The organism is Catenuloplanes nepalensis, from assembly GCF_030811575.1.
Lineage (GTDB): Bacteria > Actinomycetota > Actinomycetes > Mycobacteriales > Micromonosporaceae > Catenuloplanes > Catenuloplanes nepalensis.
In genome coordinates this window covers 3,025,560-3,051,658 of sequence record NZ_JAUSRA010000001.1, presented here as the reverse complement: position 1 = coordinate 3,051,658, position 26,099 = coordinate 3,025,560, and the positions used below count along the sequence as shown (strand labels likewise).

The window sequence follows — 26,099 nt, the reverse complement described above, 5'->3', positions numbered from 1 at the left end:
CTCGAACCTCAACCGCGCGTGAGGTCAAGGGGCGCGGAACAGCTCGTGCGGGCCGAGGAACGCGGCCACGAACCGGGGGTCGAGGTGGCTCCAGCCGGGTTCGCCGGTCAGGTTCGTGGTCTGGCTCGCATACGCGGCGATCGCCTGCCGTTTCGCGTCCAGGAACGGGCCGCACGTCACGCGCAGCCAGCCGGACCGGGATGCCGCCCACGCCCACAGCCGGGCCCGCTCGCCCGCCGCCGCGGCGGGAAAGACCGGACCTTCGAACCATGCCCAGACGGGGTACGCGAGCGCGCGCGCCGGCCCGGCCGCCAGCCCCGCGTGGTGCAGCGCGCGGTGGTCGGGGTGCGCGTCCTCGCGGCACGGCAGCAGCACGTGGCCGGGGCGGCGGTCCTCGACGAGCGCGCGGAGCCGGGCCGTGAGCGCGTCGTGGTTCGCGGTCAGCGCACCGTCCGGGAAGCCGAGCTGGACCACGTCGGTGACGCCCAGCTCCGCGCAGGCCGCGTGCAGCTCACCGGCGCGTAGCCGGGCCAGGCCGGCGGCGCTGAGCCGGGCCGACGTGGTGCTGCGCGCGCCGTCCGTGGCCACCACCACGGTGACCGGGGTGCCGTTCGCGCGGGCGCGGGCGATCAGCGCGCCGCAGCCGAACGTCTCGTCGTCCGGGTGCGGGGCCAGCACCATCAGGGGGTGCCGGGTGAGCGTGTCGGTGGCGTCGGTCGCACGCGCGGCGACCCGCCGCCGCCAGCGCGTGCCGGCGGCCCGCACCACACGGGTGGCGACGCCCACGACCGAAGATCCGAAACGGTCGCCGATCGCCGGGTGTGCCGGTTCCCGGCTCATGGCCGGCCGTCCCCGGACGCGATCCGCTCCCGGCCGGCCCCGGACGCGCCTTGCTCCCGGCCGTCCCCGGACGCGATTTGCTCCCGGCCGTCCCCGGACGCGATTCCCTCCCGGCCGGCCTCAGGCGCGATTTCCTTCCGGCCGGCCCGGATCGCCGTGCTGATCACCCAGGCGTAGCCGATCGCGAGCACGATCTCGCCGGCCAGCAGCGCGCCGCCGATCCACAGCAGGCCGAGCGGGGCGACCAGCCAGCCGCCGACCACGGCGATGCCGTAGGCCGCGCCGGAGAGCAGGCACAGCAGCCGGATCCGGCCGGAGACCAGCAGCAGCGTGGAGCCCACGTAGCCGACCGAGTTCAGCGCGTTCGCGATCGCGAGCAGGACCAGCAGCGGGTACGCGTCCGCGTACACCGCTCCGAACACGCGCAGCAGCGGCCAGCCGGCCACGATCAGCAGCACCAGCAGCGGCAGCTGTGTCATCGCGGTCAGCCGCAGCACGCGGGGCAGGTGGCCACCGGCCCGCCCGCCGTCCGCCTGCGCCTCCGCGAACAGCCCCCGGCCGACCGCCTGCGGCACGAACAGCAGCACGCTCGCGACCAGCGCCGCGATGTAGAACCGTGCGGCGGCCTCCGGTCCGGCGCGCGCGGTGACCAGCGCGGGCATCAGCAGCGTGGGCAGCATCAGGATGATCGATGACAGGTGCGTGCCGATCGAGTACCGCCACATGTCGCGCAGCCGCGCGATGCTGCCGGGCGCGTGCAGCCGGAACGTGCGGCCGAGCACCACCAGGTTCGGCACCAGCGCGACCGCGAACGCCAGCCAGTACGCGCCGAACACGCCGAACGCGCCCAGCCCGGCCAGCAGCCCCGGCAGGACCAGCCGCAACGCCACGACCAGCACGTTCCGGGACAGGATGTGGCCGCTGCGCCGCAACGCGACGAACACGTTGTCGTAGAGCATGCCGAGCGCGGCCGCCACGGTCAGCGCCACGAACGCGGCCGACCGGGCCGGGGTCAGGTGGGCCGCGACGCCGGGCAGCAGCAGCGGCGCGGCCAGCACGAACCCGGTCGCGCCCACGGTCGCGGCGGCCGCGACCAGGAGCACGCCGGTGTTGACCGTGCGGGCCGGGTCCGGCCACCGGTCCAGGTAGCGGATCAGCGAGTTGTTCATGCCGAGCAGCGCGACGTTGGCCAGCAGCGTGGAGACGGAGATCAGCGCGCTCGCCTCGCCGACCGCGGCCGGCGCGAACAGCCGCGCCACCACCTGCCAGAACACGAACCCGCCGCCGGCCAGCGCGACGGTGGCGGCGAGCAGCATCGCGGAGTTCCGCAGCAGGCTGTCCTCCCGCAGCCGGGCGGCGATGCGGTGCCGGGCGGGTTCCCGTGGCGGGCCGGCCTCTGCGGGTTGGGCGGCCCGGCGCAGCCGCGCGGTTCCGCGGGGGTGTGTCATCGCGGCCGTGTAGGCGGTGAGGACCGCGGCGTGGTGGGTGTCCATGTCGAAGTCGCGGCTACGCGCCTGCCCTGCCCCTCCGAGCCGCTCGCGCAGCGGCGCGTTGCCGAGCAGCAGGCCGGCCGCGCCGGCGAGCGCGTCCGGGTCGCCGGGCGGGACCAGCAGGCCGGTACGGCCCGGCGTGATCAACTCACCGAGCGCGCCGACGTCGGACGCGACCACGGCACGGCCGGCGGCGAGCGCCTCCAGGCAGGTCAGGCCGAACCCCTCGGGCCAGACGGACGGGACCACGACCACGTCCGCGGCGGCGATCCGCGCGGCGACCTGCGCGGGGTCCAGCCAGCCGGTCAGCTCGACCGCGTGGCCGATGCCCAGCTCCTCGATCCGGCGGCGCAGCAGCGGCAGCAGCGGCCCGTCGCCGCAGACGGTGACGCGCGCCCCCGGCACGATCTCCAGCAGCCGCGGCACCGCCTCGATCAAGACCTGAGGACCCTTCGAGGGTACGAGCCGGCCCGCGAACACCACGCACACGCCCGGCTCCGATCGCGGGCCCGGAGCCGTGCTCGTCGGCGCGCCCTGCGCCGAGCCGGTGCGCGCGTCCCGCACCGAGCCCGTGAGCGCATCCCGCGCCGAGCCGGTGCGCGCATCCGGTGTTGAGCTGGTGGGCGCGTCCCGTGTCGAGCCCGTGGGCGCATCCCGTGTTGAGCCGGTGCGCGCATCCCGCGTTGAGCCGGTGCGCGCATCCCGCGTTGAGCCCGTGAGCGCATCCCGCGTTGAGCCGGTGCGCGCATCCCGCGTTGAGCCCGTGAGCGCATCCCGCGTTGAGCCCGTGAGCGCATCCCGTGTTGAGCCGGTGAGCGCATCCCGCGTCGAGCCCGTGAGCGCATCCCGCGTCGAGCCGGTGGGCGCGTCCTGGGCCGGGCCTGTCGGTGCGGGGCGGCGGCTGGCCGGTGGCGAAGCGGTGGCACCGATCGGTGCGGCGGCCGGGCCGGCCGGCGCCGGGATCTGTGGCGCGGTGGTGAGGCCGTTCGGCACGATCACGGTGGTGCCGCCGGCCAGCGCCGCGATGTAGCGGCTCGGGGCGATCCGCAGGTCGACCACGCGCAGCGCGCGGCGCCAGAGCGGGCCGAGCAGCACCGCGGTCAGCAGCAGCCAGAGCCGGCCGCGCCAGGTGAGCCGGGCCGGAAAACCGGGCCGCTGGTACGAGGCCGGCATGCAGTACCGGGCGGTGCGGCGCAGGAACAGTTCCGGCCCGTGCAACGTGTGCACGGTCGGCACGCCGGCCAGTGCCCGCAGAGCGCTCGGCGAGAGCAGTCCGACCGTGTGCAGGTGCACCACGTCCGGCCGCCACTGCCGGATCTCGGCGACGAGCGCGGCGGACGCGGCCGGGTTACGGATCAGCCCGGCGAGGCGGCGCCACCAGGGCCCGCCGGTCCGCTGCGGCCAGGTGACGTCACTGAACCGGACCCCGTCGCCGTCCCGGTCGCTGGACAGCACCCGCACCTGGTGGCCCTGCGCGCGCTGCACGGCGGCGAGCGCGGCGGCGAGACGTTCGGCGCCGCCGCACGTGGTGCCCAGGTTGATCACGTGCAGGACGCGGACCTCGGTCATGCGCGGCTCCACACCTGAAGGCTGCCCGCGGTGGCGACCAGCGTGCGCCCGGCGGTCAGGCAGCCCGGCGGATGGGTGTAGCGCACCACCCGCTCGCCGATCACCGCGGTGGCGACGCCGTCCGCGCGGACCACGACGAAGGCGTCGGCCCAGAGCACGCCGGGCGCGATGCCCTCGACCGGTTCCAGCTCGGTGTAGGTGCGCAGCAGCGCGGACACCCAGCTGTCGGCGAGCAGTGGTGCGCCGGGCGGGAGCGCGCGCTCCACGGCGGCGGCGTCGCGGGCGTGCGCGTCCGTGGCGTACCACGCGTGGTAGTAGGGTCCGGCGTCCGCAAGGTTGAGCTGCGGCGGGTAGCCGCCGGTCAGGCGCGGGACCAGGCCGCTGGTCGAGGCGAGCACCACGACGACCAGTGCGGTCGTCGCCAGGCCCGGCGTGGCCGTCGCCCGGCGCGGCCACGCCCACAGCGCCAGCAGTACGGCCGGGCCGAGCAGCGGCAGCATCTGCTGGTAGAGGCGCAGCAGCCCGTAGGAGTCGGTGATCTGCGGTGCGATCACGGCGATGCCGAGCAGCACCAGCGCGGCCGTGCCCAACTCGGCGAAGATCCGGACGGCAGGCCGCGTGGAGCGACGCGCCCCGCTCCAGAGAGGCCGTGCGTAACGTCTCCGGCCGGCGAAGCGCCCGGCCCGGTGCGTCGGTATCCCGCCCGGGTCCGCGCCGCCCGCCAACGACCCGGCGCCCTCCACACGGCCCGCCAACGACCCGGCGCCCTCCACGCGGGCCGCGACCGGCCGTGCCCCGGCACCGCTCGCGGTGAGCCCGCCGCTACCCGCGCCGTCGGCAGCGAATCCAGCGCGATCCACCCGGCCAGGGCCGAGACCAGCGCCATCCGCGTGGTCAGAGCCGGACCTGGCTCGGCCCGCGAGGCCGGGTGTGAGTCCGGCGCGACGCGATCGCCACCACAGCACGGCGCAGCCGGCCACGGCGCCGCCGAGGAACAGCAGCATGGCCGCCTGCCGCAGCAGCGTGTTCGCGGTGCCGGGCGCGCGGATCGCGTCGCCCAGCGCGGTCGGCGGCAGCTCGTCGGCCGGCAGCACCGCGGGCGGGCAGGACGGCAGTGCCGACAGCGACCGCTCCGCCCCCAGACCGTCCACGTAGGACGTCAGCGCCGCCCGGTCGTCCGGCGCGTCCTCACCCGGCCGCAGGTACCGGGTGGAGTCGGAGAGCACGGCCGCACGGGCGCCGATCGCCCGCCCGGTCTCCGCCAGCCCGGTCGCGAACGCGGTCGCGCTGCCGGTGCAGACCGCCCAGCCGACCAGCATCGCGGCCAGCAGCCCGGCCGGCCATGCCAGCGCGGGCGGCCGCCGCGTTCCGTCCACCATGGACGGCACCCGCCGCCGGGCCAGACGCAGCAGCGCCGCGACCGCGAGCAGCGCGACCGCGACCGCGGTGCTGGAGTAGTGCGAGACGGTCAGGCCCGCGGCCGCGATCAGCACCAGCGCGATCCGGGGCCCGCGGGGACCACGCACGTCGACGAGGCCGAGCAGCAGCACCAGGAAGAACAGCAGCGCCAGCTCCTGCCGGTTGAGCATCGGCATGTCGTTGACGAACGTCGGGAACGCGATGAACAGCCCGGCCGCGAGCACCGCGGCGACCGGTGGCAGCAGGCGCCGGGCCAGCAGGAACGCGCCGACCGGGGCGAGCGCGAAGACCACCTGGTAGGCGACCCGGTACACGTCCAGCGGCGCCAGCCCGAGCAGCCGGGCGAGGAACGCGGGCAGCGTCGTCAGGCTGAGGCACGAGTTGTATCCGGGGTAGACCCCGCCCGGCCGCCAGCGTCCGGCGTCCAGCACGTCCACCAGCACGTGGTACTCGATCTTGATGTCGTGGCCGGTCACCCCGGTCCCGCGCAGCGACGTGGCGAGCAGCACCGCCAGCCCGGCCAGGTAGAGCGCGCCCGCCGCGACGCCGGGCCGGTGCCGGCCCGCCGCGTACGCCGCCCCGGCCACGGCGGCCAGCACGGCCGTGAGCGCGACGAGCGACAGCAGCGGGCCGCCACCGGCGTTGAGCCTCGCCGCGCCGAGCACGGCGAGCGGCACGGCCACGGCGCCGGCAAACACCGTGGCCGTGTTGACGAGGACGGCCGGGGCCGGGATCCGGCCCACCGGCACCCGGCCGTCCTCGCCGGCACGGGCGTGATGGCGGCCGCGCACCGCAGCCGCCACGGCCAGCACCACCAGGGTGAGGTCCAATCCGATCAGGCAGTCGCGCGGGCTCAGCCGGCCCGCGAGCGCCAGCCCGGTCGCGGTCGCCAGCAGCACGGCCAGCGACGCCACGACCGCGTGGAAGATCAGTTCCGGGCCGTGCCGGCGGACGCCGATCGCACGCAGCAACAGCGCGCCGGGCAACAGCATGACCAGCGGCAGCCCGATCGCGGTGCGCAGCACGGCCGGCGCGTCCGCCAGCACCAGCGCGTGCAGCGCGGCCAGCGCGAGCATGACCGCGACCGGCGCGGCCCGGACGGTGCGCCGGGGCGGCGCCGCGACCGGCCGGTGCAGCGTGAGCGTCATCCGCGTACCCGCCGATAGACGCGTTCGACCGCCTCGGTGGTGGCGGCCCAGGTGAAGTCCGCGGCCCGGCGGGCGGCCGCATGGGACAGCACGGCCCGCCGGCCGGGATCGTCGAGCAGCGCGCGGATCGCGGCGCCGAAAGCGGGGCGGCGGACCGCGAGGACCGCGTCGCCGCCGGCCTCGACCAGCTCCGGCAGCGCGGTGCACACGACCGGCGCACCGGTGCTCATCGCCTCCAGCAGCACCAGCGGCAGCCCCTCGTGGGTGGACGGCATGAGTACGACGGTGGCCCGCCGGTACTCCTCGGCGAGCGCGGGCGCATCCAGCCGGCCGAGCAGCGTGACCGTGCGCAGGCCCAGCTCGGCCACCCGGCGGACGACCGCGTCGCGCAGCGGCCCGTCGCCGGCGATGCGCAGCGACACGTCCGGCGGCATGAACCGCATCGCCTCGACCGCGGCGAGCGGGTCCTTCTGCGCGGTGAGCCGGCCGGCGAACAGCAGCGTCCGCTCCGACCGGCCGGCGAACGGGCCGGGAGCGAACCGGTCCCGGTCGACCCCGTTGCGTACCACCGCGACCCGGTTGTCGTCCACGCCGAACGCGTCGGCCAGCTCCGCGCGCATCGCGCCGGTCAGGCAGATGACCGCGTCCGCCGCGCGCAGGAACCGGGCGTAGAACTGCCGCAGGTACGGCCCGAGCAGCACCTGCCCGGCCGCCGAGGACGGGCGCACCATGAGGTGGACGTGCACCACGTACGGGATGCGCCGGCGGCGGGCCGCGTAGCGCACCATCTCCGGCAGCACGGCCAGGCCGCCGTGCACGTGCAGCACGTCCGGGACCGGCGTGTGCCGCCGCAGCCGGCCGGGCAGCGTGGGGATGACCGGCGTGTTCCCGACCGGCAGCGCGCGGTCCCGGACCACGCGCAGGTTCCCGTGCCGTTCCTCCGGTGGCGCGTCGCCGGTCCGGGACGTGTAGACGGTGACCCGGTGCCGGTCGGACTGCAACTCGGCGAGCCGCTGCGCGACCAGTTCCTCGCCGCCGAGGTGGGGTGGGTAGTGGCCGGCGACGTGCACGATCTCCACGTCAGACCGCCGGGCGGGTGTGACCGGCCAGCATGCCGAGGCCCCAGGCCGCGTTCTTGACCGTCCAGCCGAGGAACATCAGCGGCAGCAGCCACGGCGCGGGCCGGCGGAACGCGGCGACCACGGCCGTCTCCGCCGCGCAGAACGCCGGGTAGGCCAGCAGCCAGACCGGGCCGAGCAGGAGCGCCAGGCCGGCCGTGCCGACCAGCGCGACGCTGGCGGAGTAGTCGACCAGCCGCACGTGCCCGGTGTGCCGGGTGTAGCGGGCCTTCCACATCCCGTACCGGTACATCTGGCGCAGGTAGCGGCGCGGCGTGGCCCGGCTGGCGTGCCGTACCCGGGCCTCCGGGACGATCACCCAGCGGCGGACGCGGTGCGCGAACTCGATGTCCTCCGCGTACACCCACCGCTCGTCGAAGCCCGCGCCGCCCGCCCGGTCGCGGTGCACGGCCAGGTTCGCGCCGCAGACCAGCAGCGAGCCGGTGGTGGCGGCGGACCGGACCGCGCCGTCGTTGACCGCGATCGCGCGCGCGAACCGGGTGGCGTAGGCGGTCTCGACGCCGCCGCCGACGACCGCGGCGTCCGGGTGCGCGGCGAACGCGGCCTCGATGCCGGCGAGCCAACCTGGCTCCGCGTACGCGTCCGAGTCGAGGAACGCCACGATCGGCGTGGTCGCGGCCGCGAGCCCGAGGTTGCGGCCGCGGGAGATGTTGCGGGCGCCGTTGCGCAGCACCCGCACCGGCACCGGGCTCTGCGCCGCGAACGCGGCCGTGGTCTCGAGGGTGCGGTCGGCCGAGTCGTCGTCCACGACGATGATCTCCACCGGCCGCGGCTCCTGCTCCGCGACCGACCGCAGGCACGCGTCGATCGTCTCGGCGCTGTCGTAGGTGAGCACCACCACGGTGAGCGTCATCGGACCCCTCCGGCCGGCACCACCGGCACGTCGTCGTAGAGCCGCAGCAGCGCGTCGTCGGCCGTCGCCGCGTCGAAGAGCCGGAGCGCGAGCGCCCGGGAGTACGCGCCCATCCGCCGGCGCAGCGCGTCGTCCGCGAGGATCTCGTCGATCGCGGCCCGGACCGGCGCGGGCTCCGGCGCGATCAGGCGCAGCAGCGCGCGGTCCACCCCGTACTCGTCGTAGCGCGGGCTGTCGGTGAGCACCACGGGCAGGCCGGCGGCCATCGCCTCGCGTGCCACGATCGGGAAGACCTCGCCGCGCGACGGCAGCGCGAACACGTCCGCCAGCCGGTAGAGGCCGGGCAGCCGGTCCGCGGGCACCGGGCCGAGGAACGTGGCGCCGGGCGGCACCGGCCCGGCCGGGGAGCCGGATCCGGCCAGCACCACGTGGCGTCCCGGGCCGGCGGCGGCGAGCACGCTCGCGTACCCCTTGTTGGTGATCATGCGGCCGACGAAGAGCACGATCGGCACGCCGGCCGGCAGGCCCCATTCCCGGCGCAGTGCCGCGTCCGGCGGTCCGGGCGCGAACACGTCCGTGTCCACGCCGATCTCCGCGCGCGCGATCCGGTCCGCGGCGACGCCGCCGGCGCGCAGGTGCGCGACGACCCGGGGGTTGTAGGCCACCACGGTCCGGCAGCGCGGCCAGATCAGCCGGCCGGCGACCGTGCCGACCGTGTGCTCGACGCCGCGGACCAGCGGGTGCGGGTGGGTGGCCGGCCCGACGTGCTGGGTCGCGTAGAGCGGACGCCGGGCGCGCACCGCGAGCAGCGCGGCGGCCTGCGGCGGCTGATACAGCACGTCGTGCACGTGCACCACCTCCGACCAGGCCACCAGCTGGCGCAGCCCACGCCAGAAACCCACACCCATCAGCGGGTACGGCACACCGTTCCGCCGTTCGACCGGGTTCGTCGCGGGCAGCCGCCACAACGCGTAGCCGTGCTCCCGCGCGTACTCCGGAAGGGCGGGGTCGAACCGGCCGGTCGCGACCGCGACGTCGTGGCCGGCCGCGGCCAGCACCCGGGCCTGCCGGTGCGCGACGGCCTCGACCCCGCCGATGTGCGGCGGGAAGTAACTGGAGACGATCAGGATGCGCACGTCAGTCCCGCGCGTGCCGGTCGGCGTGCGCGGTGGCGCCGGTCGCGGACACGGTCGCGGCCAGCAGCGGCCGGCCCGGGCTCGCGTGCGCGGGCGCCCGCCGGCCGTTGCGCATGCGGGCCGCGATCAGCTGGCTGAGGTTGCCGATGCCGTCGATCACGGTGCGGTTCTTCGTCTCGCCGCCGCGCGGGTAGTAGGCGATCGGGATCTCCGCGCACCGGAAGCCGCTGCGGTACGCCTCCACCTTCAGCTCCTGGGAGAACGCCATGCCGCCGGAGCGCAGCCGCATCCGGTCCAGCAGGTGCCGCCGGAAGATCCACATGCCGGACTGGGAGTCGCGGAACGGGACCGCGAACAGCCGCCGGGTGACGAAGCTGAGCGCGTGGTTGCCCCAGATGTGCGAGCGGGTCATCGACTGCGGGTCGAGCCGGGCCAGCCGGTCCGTGGTGAGGAAGTCCAGCCGGTCCGTCTCCAGCCGGTGCACCGCCTCCGGCAGGATCTCGAACGGGTAGGTCAGGTCCGCGTCGCCGGTCGCGATCACGTCGCCGACGCAGTTGGCGAAACCGGCCCGGTACGCGTTGCCGTAGCCGCGGACCGGCTGCACCAGCACGCGCGCGCCGTGCTCGCGGGCCAGCCGCCCGGTGCCGTCGGTGGACGCGTTGTCGACGACCAGGATCTCCACGTCGTATCCGGCCGCGCGCAGCCGGGCCGCGGGAATGGCCGCGATGGTCTGCGGGATGTTCTGCTGCTCGTTGTACGCGGGGATGATGACCGATATGGTCGCCATGATTCTCCGTTTCAAGGCAGTCAGCATCGAGAAACAACAATGTAATGTTCGCGTTACGCCATTCCAGGCGCATCCGTGATCGCGCGCAGGGGTGCGAGGATGCAAATTTGACGGACCGCTCGCCCGAATGCCTGGTGGAACTCCGCCCCCGTGCGGAAATGGTGTTGGGGTCCCCCTTGCCCGTGCGGGAATCGACAGCGAGTAACGCAGCGATACCGTAGTGCACATCGGACACGTGAAACAAGGAACATCAATGTTAATTTCCCCGTCCACACCACCCCGCACGTGAAATCGGTTCACGAATAGAGGATTCCCATGATTCGTTCCGGACGCCGGGCCCGCGTCCGGTGGGCGGTGGCCGCGGCCGTCGTGCTGGTGCTACCCGCGGCGCTGCTCATCGCAGCCGGCGGCGTCCCCGCCCGGCGCGCGGCCCCGATCCCGCCCGCCCCGCCGTCGCCCGTTCCGTCGCGGCCCGTTCCGTCGCCGCCCGTACCCGCGCCGTGGTCCTCCGCTCTGTTCGGCACGGCCCCCTCGCCGTCACCGTCATCCACGCCGGTGAGCCTGGACGCGCGCGCCGGGGTGGCGATCCCCGGCCACCGCCTGCTCTACGGCGACCCCGGGCCGGACCTGGATCGGGTCGCCGCGCTCGGCGCCGGCTGGGTGCGCTTCGACGCGGCCTGGTCGGAGATCGAGGTCGCGCGCGGCACGTTCGACTGGTCCCGGCTGGACCGCGGCGTCGACGCGGCCCGGGCCCGCGGGCTGTCCGTGCTGCTCATCCTGGGCAGCACCGCGATCTGGGCGCGCCCGGCCGACTCCGCGTGGAACCACGGACCGGCGACGGCGGAACAGCGGGACGGGTTCGCCGCGTTCGCGGGCCGGGCCGTGGAACGCTACCGGGGGCGCGTCGGCCACTGGGAGATCTGGAACGAGCCGAACCTGCCGGTCGCGTGGAGCCCGGCACCGGACCCGCAGGCGTACGCCGCGCTGCTCACGGTCGCGTACCGGGCGATCCACGCGGCCGACCCGGACGCGGTCGTGCTCTCCGGCGGCACCGGCGGCGGCGCGACCGGCGTGGCCACGCTCGACTGGTACCGCGCGCTCTACGACCTCGGGCTCCGGGACGTCTGCGACGCCGTGGCCGTGCATCCGTACCCGGACGCACCGGAACCGGACAGCGGCGAGATGGCGGGCGCGCGCGAGGTGCGCGCGCTGATGGACGCGCGCGGCGACGGCGGCACCCCGCTCTGGGGCACCGAGACCGGCGCGCCCACCGGCGGCCGGCCGTCGATCGGCGAACGCGACCAGGCCGCGCTGCTGCACCGGCTCTACGCACTGTGGACAGGCGAAATCCCGGACACCGGCCCGCTGATCTACTACACGCTGCGCGACTTCGGCGGTGCGGACCGCGAGGGCCACTTCGGACTCCTACGCGCCGACGGTGCCCCGAAACCCGCCTACGACGCGTTCCGCACCCGCCCGTCCTGACCCCGCCCTACCCTGCCCTCCACGATGGAGAGCTCGGGTGCTGGTGATGCAGGCGTCGTTGAAGTCGTTGGAACGACGTGAACGACACCTGGAGGGTTATTCAGCGCGTTGCGCACCGACGGCGCTGGGCTGCGGCGATGCGGCGTCGGCTCGCGCCGCTGAATAAGCCTGCTGGATCGCGGATCGTCGGCGGGTTGCGCACCGACGCCGAACGTCGATCATGGGGCCGACTACGTCGAGTGGAGGAGGCCCTCGCCGATCGCGAGGCGGGTCAGCTCGGAGCGACGGCGGCGGCCGGTCTTCTCGCGGATCCGGTCGAGGTGCGACCGTACCGTGCGGACGCTGATCGTCAATGCCCTTGCGATGTCCACATCGCGGTCGCCGTGTGCGAGCAGCGCCAGCACCTGACGTTCCCGGTCGGTCAGCACGGTCCGCGCCACCGGGGCCGGCGCGGGCGTGTGCAGCAGGCGCGCGGCCAGCGTCGGCGAGACGTAGTTGCCGCCGGCCGCGACCGCGCGCATCGCGGCCGCGATCTCCGGCACGTCCGCGGACTTGGTCAGGAAGCCGCGCGCACCCGCGGCCAGCGCGGCCCGCACGTCCGCGTGGGTCGCCGCCGTGGACAGCACCAGCGGCCGGTGACCGGCCTCCGCGACCGCCAGCACCGCACCGGCGCCGTTGCGGCCGGGCAGCTGGGTGTCCAGCACCACCACGCCGGGCGCCGCACGGTGCGCGAGGAACTCGTCGACGGACGCGGTCAGCGGGCCCCGGACCAGCTCCGGCACCCCGTCGATGACGCCCGCGAGGGCCTGCCGGAACAGCGGGTGCTGCTCGATGACCGAGACGGTGGTCGGGTTCATCCGCGGGACTCCTGCCGTGCGGCCTGGACGGACAGCTCCGGCCCGGCGGGCAGCAGCGTCAACAGTTCCTTCGACACCCCGGACACGGGTACGCCGTCGTAGCCGAGCGGGCCCGCCGCGTCCTCGCCGAGCGGATGCCGGACGCCCCGGTCACCGACCAGGAACGACGGCTCCCCGGGCCCGGCCGTGACCAGTAGGCCTGAGCCGGGCGGCAGCCAAACCTCGTCCGCGGCGGACGCCTGGCCGTCCGGCACCGGGAGCGCACGGGCGTCCGGCGGCAGCGGCGGGCCGGGCGCGGTCCACGCGGTGCTGGTGCTGGTGCTGGTGCTGGTGCTGGTGCTGGTGCTGGTGCTGGTGCAGAGCATGTCCGCGAGTTGGTCCGGCGGCACCGGGCCGGGCAGCCGCTCGGGGTAGCCGGGCGTCTCCGCGCGCCGCTCCACCAGGCCGGACGCGGCGATGTCGGCGGCCGGGACCGGCAGCGCGCGCGGTTCCCCGTCCGGGTAGGCGGCGCGGTTGGCCGGGTTCCCGACCAGCAGCGCGGCCTCGATCTCGGTGATCGGGCGCAGCGCGGTCGTGGTGACCAGGTAGAAACGGGCCGCGCCGCCGACGTCCTCGGTCCGCAGCACCTGGCCTGCGCGGCTGCGCCGGTCGCCGAGGCGCGGGCCGTCGCCGCCCGGTGCGTCCGCGGCGAGCAGTGCCAGCGGCGGGCCCTCCGGGATCGCGTCCAGCCAGGCCTGGGTGACCGGGCGAGGGCGGACCGCGTCGTAGCCGAGCGCGACCGCGGCACCGGACCGCAGCGGCAGCCGCCGCCCGCCGGTGATCACATGCCGGCCGTCGTCCGGGCCGGCCACCACGACCGCCCGGTCGTCGAGGCGATCCGGCGGTGGTTCCTGCCCGCCGACCACCAGCACGGTCCGCGGCTGCCCGGCCGGGTCACGGCCGGCGGCCGTACCCCCGCGGTCGTCGGTCTCCTGGTCTTCGGCGTTCTGGTCTTCGGCATTTTGGTCTTCGGTTTGCTGGTCGTCGGCCTGCTGGTCGTCGGCCTGCTGGTCGTCGGCCTGCTGCTGGTCATCGGCCTGGTCGGCCGGGCCGGTGCAGACCGACCACGGGCCGGTGATCAGGCGGTCGCGGGCCGGCAGCGAGGAGGGCGCGCCCGGGATGCCGAGCGGGAGGCCGCGCGGCGCGGCGGCGAGCTTCGCGGCCGGGATCGTGACGGTGCGGGCGGCACCGACCAGCAGTCGCGCCGAGGTGTGGTTGAGGACCGGGTGCAGCAGGCCGTCCGCGCCGAGCACGAACCCGGCGCCGGACTCCTTCTCGATGACGATCTGGCCGGTCTGCCGCCAGTCCGCGCCACTACCCGGCCGCAGCACCGCGTAGACCAGCACGCCGACCGCGACGAGCAGCGCGGCACCGGTCCCGGACGCCGTGGCGACCACGGTGCGCCGGCCCGGTGCGACCGGATGGTTCGCGTCTCCGAACTGCAGCGCGGAGACGATCCGGCGCCGCAGAAAACGATAGGCCTGAAGCTGGTCCCGCTGCGTCCACATCCCGCTCTCCCGTGACCGATCCGCGTTCTACGGCTACTCCGTACAGATCGCGAGAACGGTTCACGGGATTTTCCGCGGGGTGCGGTCAGCGCTTCGATCACGTCCCGTTCCGCACATGTCCGGCAGCCGTCCGCCCGCCCCCGCGCAGATCCCGCAAACGATCATTGAGTGATACCTGAGGTAGATCAACGAGCGGAGTCGATCGACCTCAGGTATCACTCAATGATCCTTCCGGCGGAGGGCCCTCACGCGCTCAGGCGACAGGACATGAGATTTCGGACAGGGAAGGCCGCGCGGTACGCAACGGAAGAGACCGCGGGCCGTCCAGGAGTCAAGCGAGTGGGCTGCACGGTGGGCGATGGCCCTGATGCTGAAAGGTCAGTGAGTGCCGGGCCGGGATCGTGGCCGGGTGAGCCGGTGGCATGTCAGCCGACCATTGTGGCGGCGAGGCGGTAGAGGTCGAGGACGGCGGCGGCGAGCGGGACCAGGGCGAGGACCGCGGTGAAGTCGGCGGCGTCCAGCGCGCGGGCCCAGTAGGGGGAGGCCGGGCGGTGGGCGGCCCGAGCGGCGAACCAGGCGCAGCCGGCGCCGGTCAGCACGGTCGCGGTGCCGACCAGCGCGGGGACCAGGTCGCCGCCGGCCGTGACGGTGCGTACGGCCGCACCGGTCAGGATCGCCGCGCCGCCCAGCAGCAGCGCCGCGTGCTGGGCCACCGATCGGAAGCCGCGGCTGCGCAACAGCAGTGCCAGGCCGGCCACGGCCGTGAGCGGGGTGGCGAACCGGGCGTCCGCGACGAGCAACACCAGCGCGGCCGTACCGGCGACGATCGCCTGCGCGGTCAGCAGCGCGGTCAGCGCGGACTCGGCGGACCGGGCCGGACCGGCCGTCTCCGCGACCGTGCGTGGCTGCTCGACGGCGCGGAACGCCTCCATGTCGGCCGGTACTTCCGGTGCCGGCACGCCGCCGAGCCGCAGCGCGAACGCGGGGAACGCGGGTCCGAGCACGATGGCCAGCACGAGCGTCACCGCGGCCACGGCGGCCGGGGTGACGCCGTCGGCCAGCACCGATCCGGCGGCGACGGTGCCGGCCGCGCAGGTGCCGGCGGCCACGGCGAACCACGGCCGGTGCCGGGGCAGCAGCACCGCGGCCAGTGCTGCGGCACCGGCGGCCGCGGCCAGCCCGGCGGCGAGCGCGGGAACCTGGCCGCCGGGCAGCACCAGCCGGTAGGGCAGCGCGACCACGGCGGCCAACAACACCGGTGGTCCGGCCGCGGCCAGCGCGGCGCCGACGCCGGGCACGTGCCGGCGGGCCAGCAGGTGACCGGACAGCGGCAGCACCACGCCGAGGAGCACGGCGGCGAACGGGCCGAACGGCGGGAGCGCGGCCACCGCGATCCCGGCCGCGACGAACGTGACGGCCGCGGCCACGGCGGCGACCTGGCCGGCGAGCGCGCGATTCCAGCGGCCGGGCGCGCCGTCCACCGCGCTCGCGATCGCCTCGACCGGGTCATCGAAGACCACCGGGGGTACGGCCGGGTCGTCCGGGACCAGGTGCAGCAGATCGCCGTCGCGGATGCCGGCCGAGGCCACGGTCGCCTCCGCGGGCAGTGGCGGGCCGCCGAAACGGCACAGCACCCAGGCGTAGGCGTCGCCGTCGGTGCCGGTGAGGCCGCGCAGGATCGGGATGAGTTCCGCGACCGTGCACTCGCCGGGCAGCGCCAGGTCCACCCGGCACCGCTCCCCCGCCACCGTCACCCGCCGTGGCAGCCCCACCGGCGGCGCCGCGGGCCGCGCGGTCAGGTCCACGGCCGGCCGCCGGCCGTCACCGCGCCGCACGGCCACCGGCCGGCCGGCACCCGTCTGCCCACCACCGGCTCGCCCGGCACCGGGTTGGTGCGGTGCGGCGGGATGCCGGGGCGGCGCGACGATCGGCGGATACCCGGCACCGCCGGACGCCACCGCCGGGAATGCGGGCGCCGCGCGGGAGGCGGGCGCTGCCGTGGATCCGGCCGCCGTCACAGGCGGATATCCACCACCGCCGGCAGCCGTCACAGGGAAAGCGGGCGCCGCAGGGAAACCGGGCGCTGCCGCGGACCCGGCCACCGCCGCGGACCCGGCCACCGCCACAGGCGCATAGCCGGCACCGCCGGCAGCCGCCGCGGGGAAGTCGTGCGTCGACGGGAAGCCGGACGCTGCCGCCGGAAAGGCCGGTGTGGCCGCCGGGCCGGCCGCGGTCGCGGGAGGAATCGGCGCCGGCGGCAGCGCCACGCCCTCCTGCCAGGCCGGTCTGTTCATGCCGTTCACGCCGTCTCCTCCAGCAGCGGTGCGAACGTGGAGGCGCTGGTGGCCGCGAGGCGGCGGAGGCCGTCGTTGACCGCGGCCGTGACCAGGGTGCCGATCGTGGCGGCGTCGTAGCGGCGCAGCAGGTCCGGGTCGATGCGCACCTCGGTGAACTCGCCGGCGCCGGTGAGCAGCGCGACGACCTCGCCGTTCGGTGCGTACCCGCTGATTCTCGTGGTTTCGAGCTCGCGTTGCAGCGCGGTGACGCGGGCGTTGTTCTCCCGCACCCGGGCGAGCGCGCCGTCGAGCTCGGCGCGCAGCCGCTCCATCTCGATCTCCATGGTGGGACTCCTCAGTCCGGCTTGGTCAGCAGCGTGCGGAGCTGGTCCGCGATCGTGGCCAGCTGGGCGACCACGGCCGCGATCCGGACCAGCCCGATCGTGTCGAGTCGTGCCCGGCTCGCCTGCACCGCTCCGGTCAGCGAACCCGTCGCGGAGACCGCGAGCGCGCGGGCGGCCGCGTGGCCGTGCGGCTGGGCGAGCAGGCTCGCCACCGTGGGGTTGGTCGCGCCGACGACCGCGCGGTAGGTCTGCTGCGCCATCGTGATCGCGGTCGCCGCGTTCTGCGTCTCGGTCTGCAACGTGGTGACCAGCGCCGAGATCGACTGGAACGCGTCCAGCACGGCCTTGAGCTTCTGCGCCGCGCCGTCCGACGCCGCGCCGGCCGGCCAGGCCTGCCGGAGCGCGTCGCGCGTGCCGGAGACCTTACGCATCAGCTCGGTGATCTTCTGGACGTGGCCGATCAGCTGGGTCAGGTGCGCCACGATCTGCTGTGGCTCGCCGCCGATCAGCAGCGGCAGCACGGCCGTGCCCGGCCCGCGCCCGCCCGCGGCCGCGTCCATCGCGCCGGACGAGGGAATGCCCCGCATCGCCGTCACCGCCCCATCACGGGCAGGTCGCCGACGGTCCGGGCGAGGTCCTCGGCGATCTCTCTGTCGCCGTCCGCGTACGCGGTCGCGCTCTTCGTGACCCGCTCGTTGAGCAGCTTCAGCGTGGCCTCCAGCGCCGCGAGCGCGGCCGCCAGACCGGCCTGCGCCTGCCCGGCCCGGGCGCCGGCGGTCGCGCCGATCACCCCGTACCCGGCGATCGGCGCGGCCAGTCCGGCCAGTTGTGCGGTGGTGGTGCCGATGTCCGACGTCAGCCCGCCGAGCTGTGCCACGACGCGCAGCACCTCAGGGACCGACACCTCGTATCGATCGCTCATGACAGCAGGCTAGGCACCCGGATATGCCCTGGTGAACGGCGCTATTACCCACGGCGTACCGGTGGAAGTGCCCATGGAAACGCGCCCGGCGGTGCCGCACCGTGGAGTCATGCGGGCCACGGAGTCGGAGATCGTGCTGCAGGCCCCGCCGGAGCTGCCCCGGGCGGGCGGCGGTGGCGGGACACAGCAGCTGCTGTTCATGCTGCCGATGACGATCGGCATGGGCGTCATGGCGTTCGTCTACATCGGCCGGTCCAGTGGCGGCGGGCTGATCGTCTTCGGCGTGCTGTTCGCGATCGTGATCGTCGGCGTGCTGGTGATGGGACTGTCCCGGCACGGCGCCGCGAAGCGCGCGCAGATCAACGACGAGCGCCGCGACTACCTGCGCTACCTGCACGGCCTGCGGGACCGGGTGCGCGCCGCGGCCGGCCGGCAGCGCGCGGAGAGCACGGCGGCGCTGCCCGCGCCGGAGACACTGCCACACCTCGCGGGTACGCCGTTGATGTGGTCGCGCCGGCCCGGCGACGCCACGTTCGGCCGGGTCCGGGCCGGGCTCGGCCCGCAGCGCGCGGCCGCGGCGTTGCGCGCACCGCAGACCGCGCCGCTGACCGACCTCGACCCGGTCTCCTCGACGTCGTTACGGCACTTCATCCGCGCGTACGCCACGGTGGACGGCCTGCCGGTGGCGGTGTCGCTGCGCGCGTTCACCCGGGTCACCGTGTCCGGCGACCCGGCCGTGGCGCGGGACCTGGTGCGGGCGATGGTCGCGCATCTGGCCGTGCTGCACGGCCCGGACGACCTGCGGATCGCGGTCTGCGTGGCGCCGGACCGGGCCGGGGAGTGGGCGTGGGCGAAGTGGCTGCCGCACGCGGGGCACCCGTCCCGGTCCGACGCGGCCGGCCCGTCCCGGATGTTCGCGGTGGACGCGGCCGCGCTCGGCGAACTGCTGGACGCGGACCTGGCCGGCCGGCCGCCGTTCCAGCGCGGCGCGGGTGCACCTGCCGGGCGCGCGCACGTGGTGATCGTGGCGGACACGACGGCGTACCCGCTGCCGGGTGAGGGTGCGGCCGGAGTGACCGTGTTCGACGTGACCGGCACGATGTCGCGCGATCCGCTGGCGCTGGAGCTGGTGGTGGCCGCGAGCGGGCGGCTCGGCCTCGGTGGGGAGCGCACCACGCTGGTCGGTGTGCCGGACCGGCTCGGCCCGGCCTGCGCGGAGGCGATCGCGCGCGGACTCGCGCCCTGGCACCACGCAGCACCGGCGGGGCAGAGCGCGCGCACGCTCGCGGCCACGTTGCCGGATCTTCTGGGCCTGGCCGAGCCGTGGCCGCGCGCGCTGCCGGCGCGCACCGGCCGGGACCGGCTGCGGGTGCCGATCGGGTTGGCCCCGGACGGCACGCCGGTGGAGCTGGATCTGAAGGAGTCGGCCGAGGGCGGCATGGGCCCGCACGGCCTGGTCATCGGCGCGACCGGGTCGGGCAAGAGCGAGCTGCTGCGCACGCTGGTCACCGGCCTGGTCGCCACGCACTCGTCGGAGACGCTGAACCTGGCGCTGGTCGACTTCAAGGGCGGCGCCACGTTCACCGGGATGACCGGGCTGCCACACGTCTGCGCGGTGATCACGAACCTGTCCGCGGAGCTGAGCCTGGTCGACCGGATGGGCGACGCGCTGCGCGGCGAGCTGGTCCGGCGGCAGGAACTGCTGCGGGCCGCGGGCAACTACGCGTCCGTGCGCGACTACGAGGCGGCGCGCGCGGCCGGTGCGGACCTGCGCCCGCTGCCGTCGCTGCTGGTCATCATCGACGAGTTCTCCGAGCTGCTGTCCAGCCGGCCGGAGTTCACCGAGCTGTTCGTGATGATCGGGCGGCTCGGGCGCAGCCTCGGCATCCACCTGCTGCTGGCCTCGCAGCGCCTCGAGGAGGGGCGACTGCGCGGGCTGGACAGCCACCTCAGCTACCGGGTCGGGCTGCGCACGTTCTCGGCCGCGGAGAGCCGCACCGTGCTCGGCGTGCCGGACGCGTACGAGTTGCCCGGCGAGCCCGGCGGCGGCTACCTGCGCGCGGACACCACGTCGCTGCACCGGTTCAAGGCCGCGTACGTCTCCGGCCCGCTGATCGGCCGCTCAACCGGCGCCGTGGCGGCGGCCCGGCCGGTGCGGTTCGGGCTCGATCCGGTCGCCGCGGCCGCACCACCGGTGCGCACCGTCACCCATGACGTGTCCACGATGGACGCACTGCTGGGCCGGCTGGCCGCGCACGGGCCGGCCGCGCACCGCATCTGGCTGCCGCCGCTGGACGAGTCACCGTCGCTGGGTGAGCTGCTGTCCTTCGCGGACGGACGTGCGCCGGGTGATCCGGTGTCCTTTGCGGACGGAGGCACGCTGGACGTGCCGGTGGCCATCGTGGACAAGCCGTTCGAACAGCGGCGGGACGCGCTGCGCGTGGACCTGTCCGGTGGCGCCGGGCACTGCGTGGTGGTGGGCGCGCCGCAGAGCGGGAAGAGTACGCTGCTGCGTACCCTCGTGTCGGCTCTTGCCCTGACCCACACCCCGCGCCAGGTGCAGTTCTTCGTGCTGGACCTCGGCGGTGGCGCGCTCGCCGCGCTGGACGGCCTGCCGCACGTCAGCGGCGTCGGCACCCGCCAGGACCCGGAGCGCTGCCGCCGGGTGGTCGCGGAGGTGACCGGGCTGCTCGCCGAGCGCGAGACGCTGTTCCGGGCGCACGGCATCGACTCCGCCGCCACGTTCCGGAGCGATCCGCCGCCCGCCCCGGACGGCCGCGACTTCGGCGACGTGTTCCTGGTCGTCGACGGCTGGGCCGCGCTGCGCCAGGAGTTCGAGCCGCTCGAGGAGGCGGTGCAGACGATCGCGGCGCGCGGACTCGGCTTCGGCATCCACGTCGTGCTCTCCGCGAACCGCTGGATGGAGCTGCGCCCGGCCATCCGCGACATGCTCGGCACCCAACTCGAACTGCGCCTCGGTGACCCGTCCGACTCCACCGTGGACCGTCGCGCGGCCGCCGCGGTGCCGGAGCAGCCCGGCCGCGGCCTCACCCGGGACGGCCTGCACTACCTGGTCGCGCTCCCCCGCCTGGACGGCGACCCGGCCGCGCTGGTCAGGCACGTCGCCGGCGCGTGGAACGGCCCGCCGGCGCCACCGGTCCGGCTGCTGCCCCGGCTGGTGCCCGCGGACACGCTGCCCGCCGACGGAGGCCGGCCGATCCCGATCGGCCTGGCCGAGCAGGACCTCGCGCCGGTACGGCTGGACTTCGACGCCGACCCGCACCTGATCGTGTTCGGCGACAACGAGTCCGGCAAGACCGGGCTGCTGCGCCTGATCTGCCACGGCATCATGGCCCGCTACGCCGAGGACGAGGCCGCGATCCTGGTCGCGGACTACCGGCGCGGGCTCCTCGAGGCGGTCTCCGGCCGGCACCTGCTCGCCTACGCCGGCACCGAACCGGCGCTGCGCTCCGCGATCGCGGAGACCGACCGGGCGATGCGCGGCCGGCTGCCCGGCCCGGACGTGACCGCGGAGCAGCTGCGCCGCCGGGACTGGTGGCGCGGACCCGAACTGTTCGTGGTGGTCGACGACTACGACCTGATCGCCACGCAACAGAGCAACCCGCTGGCCGCGCTCACCGGGCTGCTGCCGCAGTCCCGGGACATCGGCCTGCACCTGATCGTGGCCCGCCGCACCGGCGGCGCCTCCCGGGCGATGTTCGAACCGGTCCTGCAACGGCTGCGGGACCTCGGCACACCCGGCGTACTGCTGTCCGGCTCGCGCGACGAGGGCGCGCTGCTCGGCGGCGTCAAGACCGTGCCCCGGCCCCCGGGGCAGGGCGTCCACGTGAGCAGGAGGGGCGGCGCGTCCGTCATCCAGGTCGCGTGGCACTCCGGCAACGACGAAGGGAACTGACATGTCCGGCAACGGTTTTCAGAGCGACGCGGCGGCGATGGCCAGGGGCGTCGCCGGATTCCAGGACTCCGCCACGGAGGTCCGCAACGCGATGAACGCGCTGGAGCAGGAGCTCCGTGAGCAGCTCAGCCGGTATCAGGGTGAGCAGGCGCGCGCGTTCTGGCAGGTGCACAACCGGGTGCAGGAGAGCATGACCGCGGCCGGGCGGGAGCTGGACACGATGTCCGGCCTCGTCCGCACCAGCGCAACGAACTACACCGCGGGCGACGACGAGGCCGCTTCCGACATCGGTGGTCTCGAGGGCGAGGCCGCCAGCCCCATCTTCAACCGTCTCAACGGCAACTGACCCTTCGTTCTGAGGAGTACGTGATCATGGCTGCAGACGTCATCAATGTGGAGTTCGGCGCGCTCGACAGCGCCGCACAGTCCCTCCAGACCAAGGCCGCGGCGCTGAACGCCGCGATGGAGCAGCTCCAGGCCTCGCTGGCCCCGATCAAGGAGACCTGGTACGCGTCCGGCAGCACCGCCGGCGCGGCCGCGAACGAGTCCGAGACCCGGCTGCGGGCCGCGATCGGCGACGTCGTGGGAGTCATCACCCGCTTCTCCACCAAGGTCAGCAACGCCAGCGTGCTCCAGCAGGACCTGGAGCGGAAGAACGCCGAACTGTTCGCCTGACCCGTACCCAGGGGGAGATCGTGAGCACGCACGGATACCGCGTCGACCCGGGCGCACTGGAGTCTTATGCGGCCCTTCTCGCCGCCGCGCGCGACGCGGTCCGGCACCCGGCCGAGCGGCTGGCCGCACTCGACGCCGAGCCGATCGTGCCCGGCGCGTTCGCGGAGGCGCAGGCGCTCGCGGAGCAGCACGCCGCGATGGTGACGGCCCTGGCGGGACTGACCACCGCGGTCGCGGCCGCGCTCGGGTTCGCCGGCGAGGTGACCGGCACGATCGCGGCCGGATACCGGGAGACTGACCGGGCGGTCGCGGACACCTACCTCGGGGCGGTCTGAGCCGTGCGCGCGCCACTGTGGACCGACTTCTCGCGCTGGACGCACGAGGAGCTGATCCGGGCGCTGGCGGCGGCGAACCCGTACGTGATGCGCGCGGCCGCGGACACCTGGGCGGTGATCGCGGCCGCGCTGCACGAGCTGGCGCAGGACATCACGCCGGTGGACACGGCCTGGACCGGCCCGGCCGCCGACCGGCACCGGCAGATGACCACCGAACTGACCGGTGGCACCGGCACGGTCGCGGCCGCGGCGGCCGAGGTCCGGGACCTGATGTACGCGGCGTCGGAGGCGCTGCACACCGCGTGGGCCACGATGCCGCCGGTCGGCGGCGCGGCGGCGCACCGGCAGGCGGTGCTGGTCATGGCCGGGCTGGCGGAGCGCTACCTGACGGTCGCGGGTGCGCTGCACGCGGCGCTGTCCCGGCTGCCGGCCGACCCGGCCGTACCGGATGCGCCCGGCCTGGATCCGGTCACCGGTGCGCCGGTGACCGGGCGGGCGCCGCTGTTCGGCGGGCTGATGCCGGCCGGGCTCGCCGCCACGGCCGCGGCGGCGGCCCGTATCGTGCCGCCGCTGACCGCCGCCCGGCCGGGTGCGTCCGTGCCCGCGTCTCCCCGGGCGGTGGGCGGTGCCGGCGGCGTGGCCGGGTTGCGCTTCGGTGGTGGGGTTCCGGTGCTGCCGGCGCTGGCCGCGTCGCCCGCCACCGGGGTCGTCTCCACGGCGGCGGCCTCGGCACCCGGGGTGGCCGCCGCCACCGGTGGCGGCGGTGCCGGTGGGATGCGCGGCGGGGTGCCACCGATGATCCCGCCGATGATGGGCGGCGCGCCGGACGCCGGCGGCATGGGGCGCCGGGTGCCGCCGTGGCTGGTCGACACGCAGGACGTGTGGGGCGAGACGTCCGTGGTCACCGCGGCCGTGATCGGCGAGGAACCCCACTGATCTTCGCTGGGCGGCGGGTGCCGCCGTGCTGGTCGACACGCAGGACGTGCGGGGCGAGACGTCCGTGGTCACCGCGGCCGTGATCGGCGAGGAACCCCACTGATCTTCGCTCTCAGGAACGGCTGTGATACTTGCGCGTTGCCGCCCGTGCCCGCTGATCGGGGGCCGGACGGCTGGACCTGGGGAGACGCGCAGCATGACGGTGGAACTCACGGCGCCCGCACCGGCGCGGACGCGGCCGCGACCGGCGGGGTGGCGCCGCGTTGCCGGGTGGCGGTCCACGTCCCGGTGGCGCCGGGGGCTGTGGCGCGCGGTCGTGGCCGTGCTCGGCGGGGTCGTGATGGACCTCGGCTTTCCCGGGCTTTCCTGGTGGCCGCTGACGCTGGTGGGCGTGGGCCTGGTGCTCGCGGCCGTCGACGGGCTGCGCTTCCGCGCCGGTGCCGGGATCGGGCTGCTGGCCGGGCTGGCCTTCTACCTGGTGCACGTGTCGTGGAGCGGGCTGTATCTCGGGCCGGTGCCGTGGTTCGCGCTCTCCGCGTCGCAGGCGGCGAGCTTCGCGGTCGGGTGCGGCCTGATCGCGGTCGCGTCCCGGCTGGCCGGCGCCGGGGCACGCGGGGCGTTCCTGCTGTACCCGCTGCTGGCCGCGGGGCTGTGGATGACCCGCGAGGAGGTCGCGTCCCGCTGGCCGTACAACGGCTTCTCCTGGGGGCGGGTCGGGTTCTCGCACAGCGAGGGGCCGCTCGCGCCGCTGCTCTCCTGGGTAGGCACGTCCGGCCTGTCGTTCGTCCTGGTGGCGATCGCCGCGGCCGCCTTCCGGCTCACCCTCGTGACCCTCCGCTCCTGGCGCGCACGCGCCGCCGCGGGCCACGCCCCGGACGATGCGGACGGGCCGGTGGACGACCGCCCGAACACACCGGCCGCACACGCACCGATCCCGGCCGCACACCCGCCGGTCTCGACCGCACACGCGCCGCACATGGTGACGGCGCAGGTCCCGGACGCTCCCACCGCAGGAACCCTGGGCGCACGGACGTCGGACGCGCACGCACCGCGCGCGGTCACGGCACAGGCGTCAGGACCGGTGGCCGCACGAATGCCGGACACGATGACGGCTCATGGCCCAGACCCGTTGACGGCACGTGTTGACATGTTGACTGCACATGACGACGACATGTTGACTGAACGCGACGCGCCGACTCCGTCGACACGTTCGGCGGGCGCATCGGGCCCGCGCGGCGCGGGCTTCGTGCATCGTGGGCGCCTGGCCGCCGGCGTGCGCGCGCTGCCGCTGCCCGCGCTGGCCGGCTGGGCGTTCGCGGTGCTCGCGCTCGCGCTGGTGCCGATCGCGCACGTGCCGGCGACCGGGGAGATCACCGTGGCCGCGGTGCAGGGCAACGGGCCGGCCGGGTACTTCACGAAGAAGTCGCGCGGTGACCTACTGGCCGCACAGGAGCTCGCCACGGCGCCGCTGCTCGGCCGGGACATCGACGTGGTGGTCTGGCCGGAGGACGGCGCGGACATCGACCCGCTGCGCTACGCGGAGGGACAGATTCGGATCCAGCAGCTCACCGAGGCACTGGACGCGCCGCTGATCTTCGGCACCATCACCAAGCGTGACGATCAGTACTACAACAGCAGCCTCGCCTGGGAGCCGGGCGCGTCCGCGCCGTCGGACTACTACGACAAGAAGCGACCGGTGCCGTTCGGGGAGTACGTGCCGAACCGCGCGTTCTACGCCGCGATCGTGCCGGACCTGATCGGACTCATCGCCCGCGACTACATACCCGGCACCCGCGAGGGCGTGCTCGATGTCTCCGGGATGCGGCTCGGCTCCGCGATCTGCTTCGACATCACCGCCGACGACGTGATCTCCGACCTGCCGGTACGCGGCGCGCAGGTGATCCTGGCCCAGTCCAACAACGGAGACTTCGGCACCACGGACGAGAGCGTGCAGCAGCTCGCGATCGCCCGGATCCGCGCGATCGAGACCGGCCGCGACGTCGTCAACGTCTCCACGGTCGGCACCAGCGCGATCATCGCGGCGGACGGCAGCACGATCGACCGGCTGCCCACGTTCCAGGCCGGCGCCATGGTCCAGACCGTGACGCTGCGCGACGGCCTCACCCCCGCGACCCGGCTCCGCGTGGCGCTGCCGCTCACCGTGGCCGCCGCCTCGCTGCTCACGCTGGCCGCGCTCGCCGCGCTCGCCGCGCTCCGCGCCCGCCGCGCCTCCTGAGCCGCGGCCACCACGGTCGCGCCTCCACGATCCCGGCACCACCACGATCCCGGCACCAGCACGATCCCGGCTCCACGGCGTTCGCCGATGCTGTCGGGCTTCCTGAGCGTGGTGATCCTGGCACCACAGCGTTCGTCGGCCCTGTAAGAGTTCCTGGATGTTGCCGGGAGATTTCTTGCACGATAGGTT

At 75.1% G+C, this 26,099-nt stretch carries 20 protein-coding genes; 7 read left to right on the top strand and 13 right to left on the bottom strand.

The features are described from left to right. Positions 1-24: 24 nt before the first annotated feature. Genes J2S43_RS12910 through J2S43_RS12880 form a run of 7 tightly spaced genes read right to left on the bottom strand, consistent with a single transcriptional unit; the run spans position 25 to position 10,381 of the window. A complete protein-coding gene (locus J2S43_RS12910; RefSeq protein WP_306829200.1) occupies positions 25-840 on the bottom strand; it encodes a PIG-L deacetylase family protein in 816 nt (271 codons plus the stop codon). Then, positions 837-3,899 carry a glycosyltransferase gene (locus tag J2S43_RS12905; RefSeq protein WP_306829198.1) on the bottom strand — a complete coding sequence of 1,021 codons (3,063 nt, stop codon included), beginning with the start codon at positions 3,897-3,899 and terminating at the stop codon, positions 837-839. The genes J2S43_RS12910 and J2S43_RS12905 overlap by 4 nt, the downstream gene beginning before the upstream one ends. Next, positions 3,896-6,466, bottom strand: coding sequence for a hypothetical protein (locus J2S43_RS12900; protein WP_306829196.1), 2,571 nt, complete (start codon positions 6,464-6,466; stop codon positions 3,896-3,898). Before J2S43_RS12900 ends, J2S43_RS12905 begins: the two co-directional genes overlap by 4 nt. Continuing rightward, positions 6,463-7,545 carry a glycosyltransferase family 4 protein gene (locus J2S43_RS12895; protein ID WP_306829195.1) on the bottom strand — a complete coding sequence of 361 codons (1,083 nt, stop codon included), beginning with the start codon at positions 7,543-7,545 and terminating at the stop codon, positions 6,463-6,465. Before J2S43_RS12895 ends, J2S43_RS12900 begins: the two co-directional genes overlap by 4 nt. A 1-nt stretch (position 7,546) precedes the next feature. After that, a complete protein-coding gene (locus J2S43_RS12890; RefSeq protein WP_306829194.1) occupies positions 7,547-8,458 on the bottom strand; it encodes a glycosyltransferase in 912 nt (303 codons plus the stop codon). Beyond that, the gene (locus J2S43_RS12885; protein ID WP_306829193.1) at positions 8,455-9,594 is read right to left on the bottom strand and encodes a glycosyltransferase family 4 protein; all 1,140 of its coding nucleotides are present in this window, start codon (positions 9,592-9,594) and stop codon (positions 8,455-8,457) included. The genes J2S43_RS12890 and J2S43_RS12885 overlap by 4 nt, the downstream gene beginning before the upstream one ends. 1 nt (position 9,595) lies before the next feature. Beyond that, positions 9,596-10,381 carry a glycosyltransferase family 2 protein gene (locus J2S43_RS12880; protein WP_306829192.1) on the bottom strand — a complete coding sequence of 262 codons (786 nt, stop codon included), beginning with the start codon at positions 10,379-10,381 and terminating at the stop codon, positions 9,596-9,598. A gap of 315 nt (positions 10,382-10,696) precedes the next feature. Here J2S43_RS12880 and J2S43_RS12875 point away from each other — a divergent pair, with 315 nt between their 5' ends. Continuing rightward, on the top strand, positions 10,697-11,866 hold the full coding sequence (locus tag J2S43_RS12875; RefSeq protein ID WP_306829191.1) for a cellulase family glycosylhydrolase: 1,170 nt from the start codon (positions 10,697-10,699) through the stop codon (positions 11,864-11,866). A gap of 230 nt (positions 11,867-12,096) precedes the next feature. On the opposite strand, the gene J2S43_RS12870 is transcribed toward J2S43_RS12875, so the two are convergent. The 6 genes from J2S43_RS12870 to J2S43_RS12845 all read right to left on the bottom strand — a co-directional run bounded on the left by J2S43_RS12870 (position 12,097) and on the right by J2S43_RS12845 (position 17,812). Next, entirely contained in the window at positions 12,097-12,723 is a 627-nt protein-coding gene (locus J2S43_RS12870; protein WP_306829190.1) for a response regulator transcription factor, read from the bottom strand. After that, positions 12,720-14,270 (bottom strand): type VII secretion protein EccB, encoded by a 1,551-nt coding sequence (locus tag J2S43_RS12865; protein ID WP_306829189.1) that lies wholly within the window; start codon positions 14,268-14,270, stop codon positions 12,720-12,722. The genes J2S43_RS12870 and J2S43_RS12865 overlap by 4 nt, the downstream gene beginning before the upstream one ends. Before the next feature lie 425 nt (positions 14,271-14,695). Continuing rightward, positions 14,696-16,288, bottom strand: a complete 1,593-nt coding sequence (gene eccD / locus J2S43_RS12860) for a type VII secretion integral membrane protein EccD (RefSeq protein ID WP_306829188.1) — start codon at positions 16,286-16,288, stop codon at positions 14,696-14,698. Between the two features lie 281 nt (positions 16,289-16,569). Further along, positions 16,570-16,890, bottom strand: coding sequence for a YbaB/EbfC family nucleoid-associated protein (locus J2S43_RS12855; RefSeq protein WP_306829187.1), 321 nt, complete (start codon positions 16,888-16,890; stop codon positions 16,570-16,572). A gap of 11 nt (positions 16,891-16,901) precedes the next feature. Further along, positions 16,902-17,477, bottom strand: a complete 576-nt coding sequence (locus tag J2S43_RS12850; protein WP_306829186.1) for a hypothetical protein — start codon at positions 17,475-17,477, stop codon at positions 16,902-16,904. A gap of 5 nt (positions 17,478-17,482) precedes the next feature. Further along, complete coding sequence (locus tag J2S43_RS12845; RefSeq protein WP_306829185.1) at positions 17,483-17,812, bottom strand: type VII secretion target; 330 nt, start codon at positions 17,810-17,812, stop codon at positions 17,483-17,485. Between the two features lie 109 nt (positions 17,813-17,921). Between J2S43_RS12845 and eccCa the strand changes: the two genes are divergently transcribed. The 6 genes from eccCa (at position 17,922) to lnt (ending at position 25,910) form a co-directional block, all read left to right on the top strand. Further along, the gene (gene eccCa, locus J2S43_RS12840) at positions 17,922-21,728 is read left to right on the top strand and encodes a type VII secretion protein EccCa (protein ID WP_306829183.1); all 3,807 of its coding nucleotides are present in this window, start codon (positions 17,922-17,924) and stop codon (positions 21,726-21,728) included. A gap of 1 nt (position 21,729) precedes the next feature. Then, a complete protein-coding gene (locus tag J2S43_RS12835) occupies positions 21,730-22,074 on the top strand; it encodes a WXG100 family type VII secretion target (RefSeq protein ID WP_306829182.1) in 345 nt (114 codons plus the stop codon). A gap of 26 nt (positions 22,075-22,100) precedes the next feature. Then, positions 22,101-22,403: a WXG100 family type VII secretion target gene (locus J2S43_RS12830; protein WP_306829181.1), complete on the top strand. Its 303-nt coding sequence runs from the start codon at positions 22,101-22,103 to the stop codon at positions 22,401-22,403. Positions 22,404-22,423: 20 nt separating this feature from the next. Continuing rightward, entirely contained in the window at positions 22,424-22,738 is a 315-nt protein-coding gene (locus tag J2S43_RS12825; RefSeq protein WP_306829179.1) for a hypothetical protein, read from the top strand. Between the two features lie 3 nt (positions 22,739-22,741). Then, entirely contained in the window at positions 22,742-23,674 is a 933-nt protein-coding gene (locus J2S43_RS12820) for a hypothetical protein (protein WP_306829178.1), read from the top strand. A gap of 196 nt (positions 23,675-23,870) precedes the next feature. Then, complete coding sequence (gene lnt / locus J2S43_RS12815; protein ID WP_306829176.1) at positions 23,871-25,910, top strand: apolipoprotein N-acyltransferase; 2,040 nt, start codon at positions 23,871-23,873, stop codon at positions 25,908-25,910. Positions 25,911-26,099 lie beyond the last annotated feature (189 nt).

Bases quoted from the DNA above. Each gene is read 5' to 3' on its own strand.
- J2S43_RS12830 (WP_306829181.1), top strand. From the start codon at position 22,101: ATGGCTGCAGACGTCATCAATGTGGAGTTCGGCGCGCTCGACAGCGCC.
- J2S43_RS12850 (WP_306829186.1), bottom strand. From the start codon at position 17,477: ATGCGGGGCATTCCCTCGTCCGGCGCGATGGACGCGGCCGCGGGCGGG.
- J2S43_RS12900 (WP_306829196.1), bottom strand. From the start codon at position 6,466: ATGACGCTCACGCTGCACCGGCCGGTCGCGGCGCCGCCCCGGCGCACC.
- J2S43_RS12905 (WP_306829198.1), bottom strand. From the start codon at position 3,899: ATGACCGAGGTCCGCGTCCTGCACGTGATCAACCTGGGCACCACGTGC.
- eccCa (WP_306829183.1), top strand. From the start codon at position 17,922: ATGCGGGCCACGGAGTCGGAGATCGTGCTGCAGGCCCCGCCGGAGCTG.
- lnt (WP_306829176.1), top strand. From the start codon at position 23,871: ATGACGGTGGAACTCACGGCGCCCGCACCGGCGCGGACGCGGCCGCGA.
- J2S43_RS12865 (WP_306829189.1), bottom strand. From the start codon at position 14,270: ATGTGGACGCAGCGGGACCAGCTTCAGGCCTATCGTTTTCTGCGGCGC.
- J2S43_RS12875 (WP_306829191.1), top strand. From the start codon at position 10,697: ATGATTCGTTCCGGACGCCGGGCCCGCGTCCGGTGGGCGGTGGCCGCG.
- J2S43_RS12855 (WP_306829187.1), bottom strand. From the start codon at position 16,890: ATGGAGATCGAGATGGAGCGGCTGCGCGCCGAGCTCGACGGCGCGCTC.
- J2S43_RS12880 (WP_306829192.1), bottom strand. From the start codon at position 10,381: ATGGCGACCATATCGGTCATCATCCCCGCGTACAACGAGCAGCAGAAC.
- J2S43_RS12835 (WP_306829182.1), top strand. From the start codon at position 21,730: ATGTCCGGCAACGGTTTTCAGAGCGACGCGGCGGCGATGGCCAGGGGC.
- J2S43_RS12890 (WP_306829194.1), bottom strand. From the start codon at position 8,458: ATGACGCTCACCGTGGTGGTGCTCACCTACGACAGCGCCGAGACGATC.
- J2S43_RS12845 (WP_306829185.1), bottom strand. From the start codon at position 17,812: ATGAGCGATCGATACGAGGTGTCGGTCCCTGAGGTGCTGCGCGTCGTG.
- J2S43_RS12910 (WP_306829200.1), bottom strand. From the start codon at position 840: ATGAGCCGGGAACCGGCACACCCGGCGATCGGCGACCGTTTCGGATCT.
- J2S43_RS12870 (WP_306829190.1), bottom strand. From the start codon at position 12,723: ATGAACCCGACCACCGTCTCGGTCATCGAGCAGCACCCGCTGTTCCGG.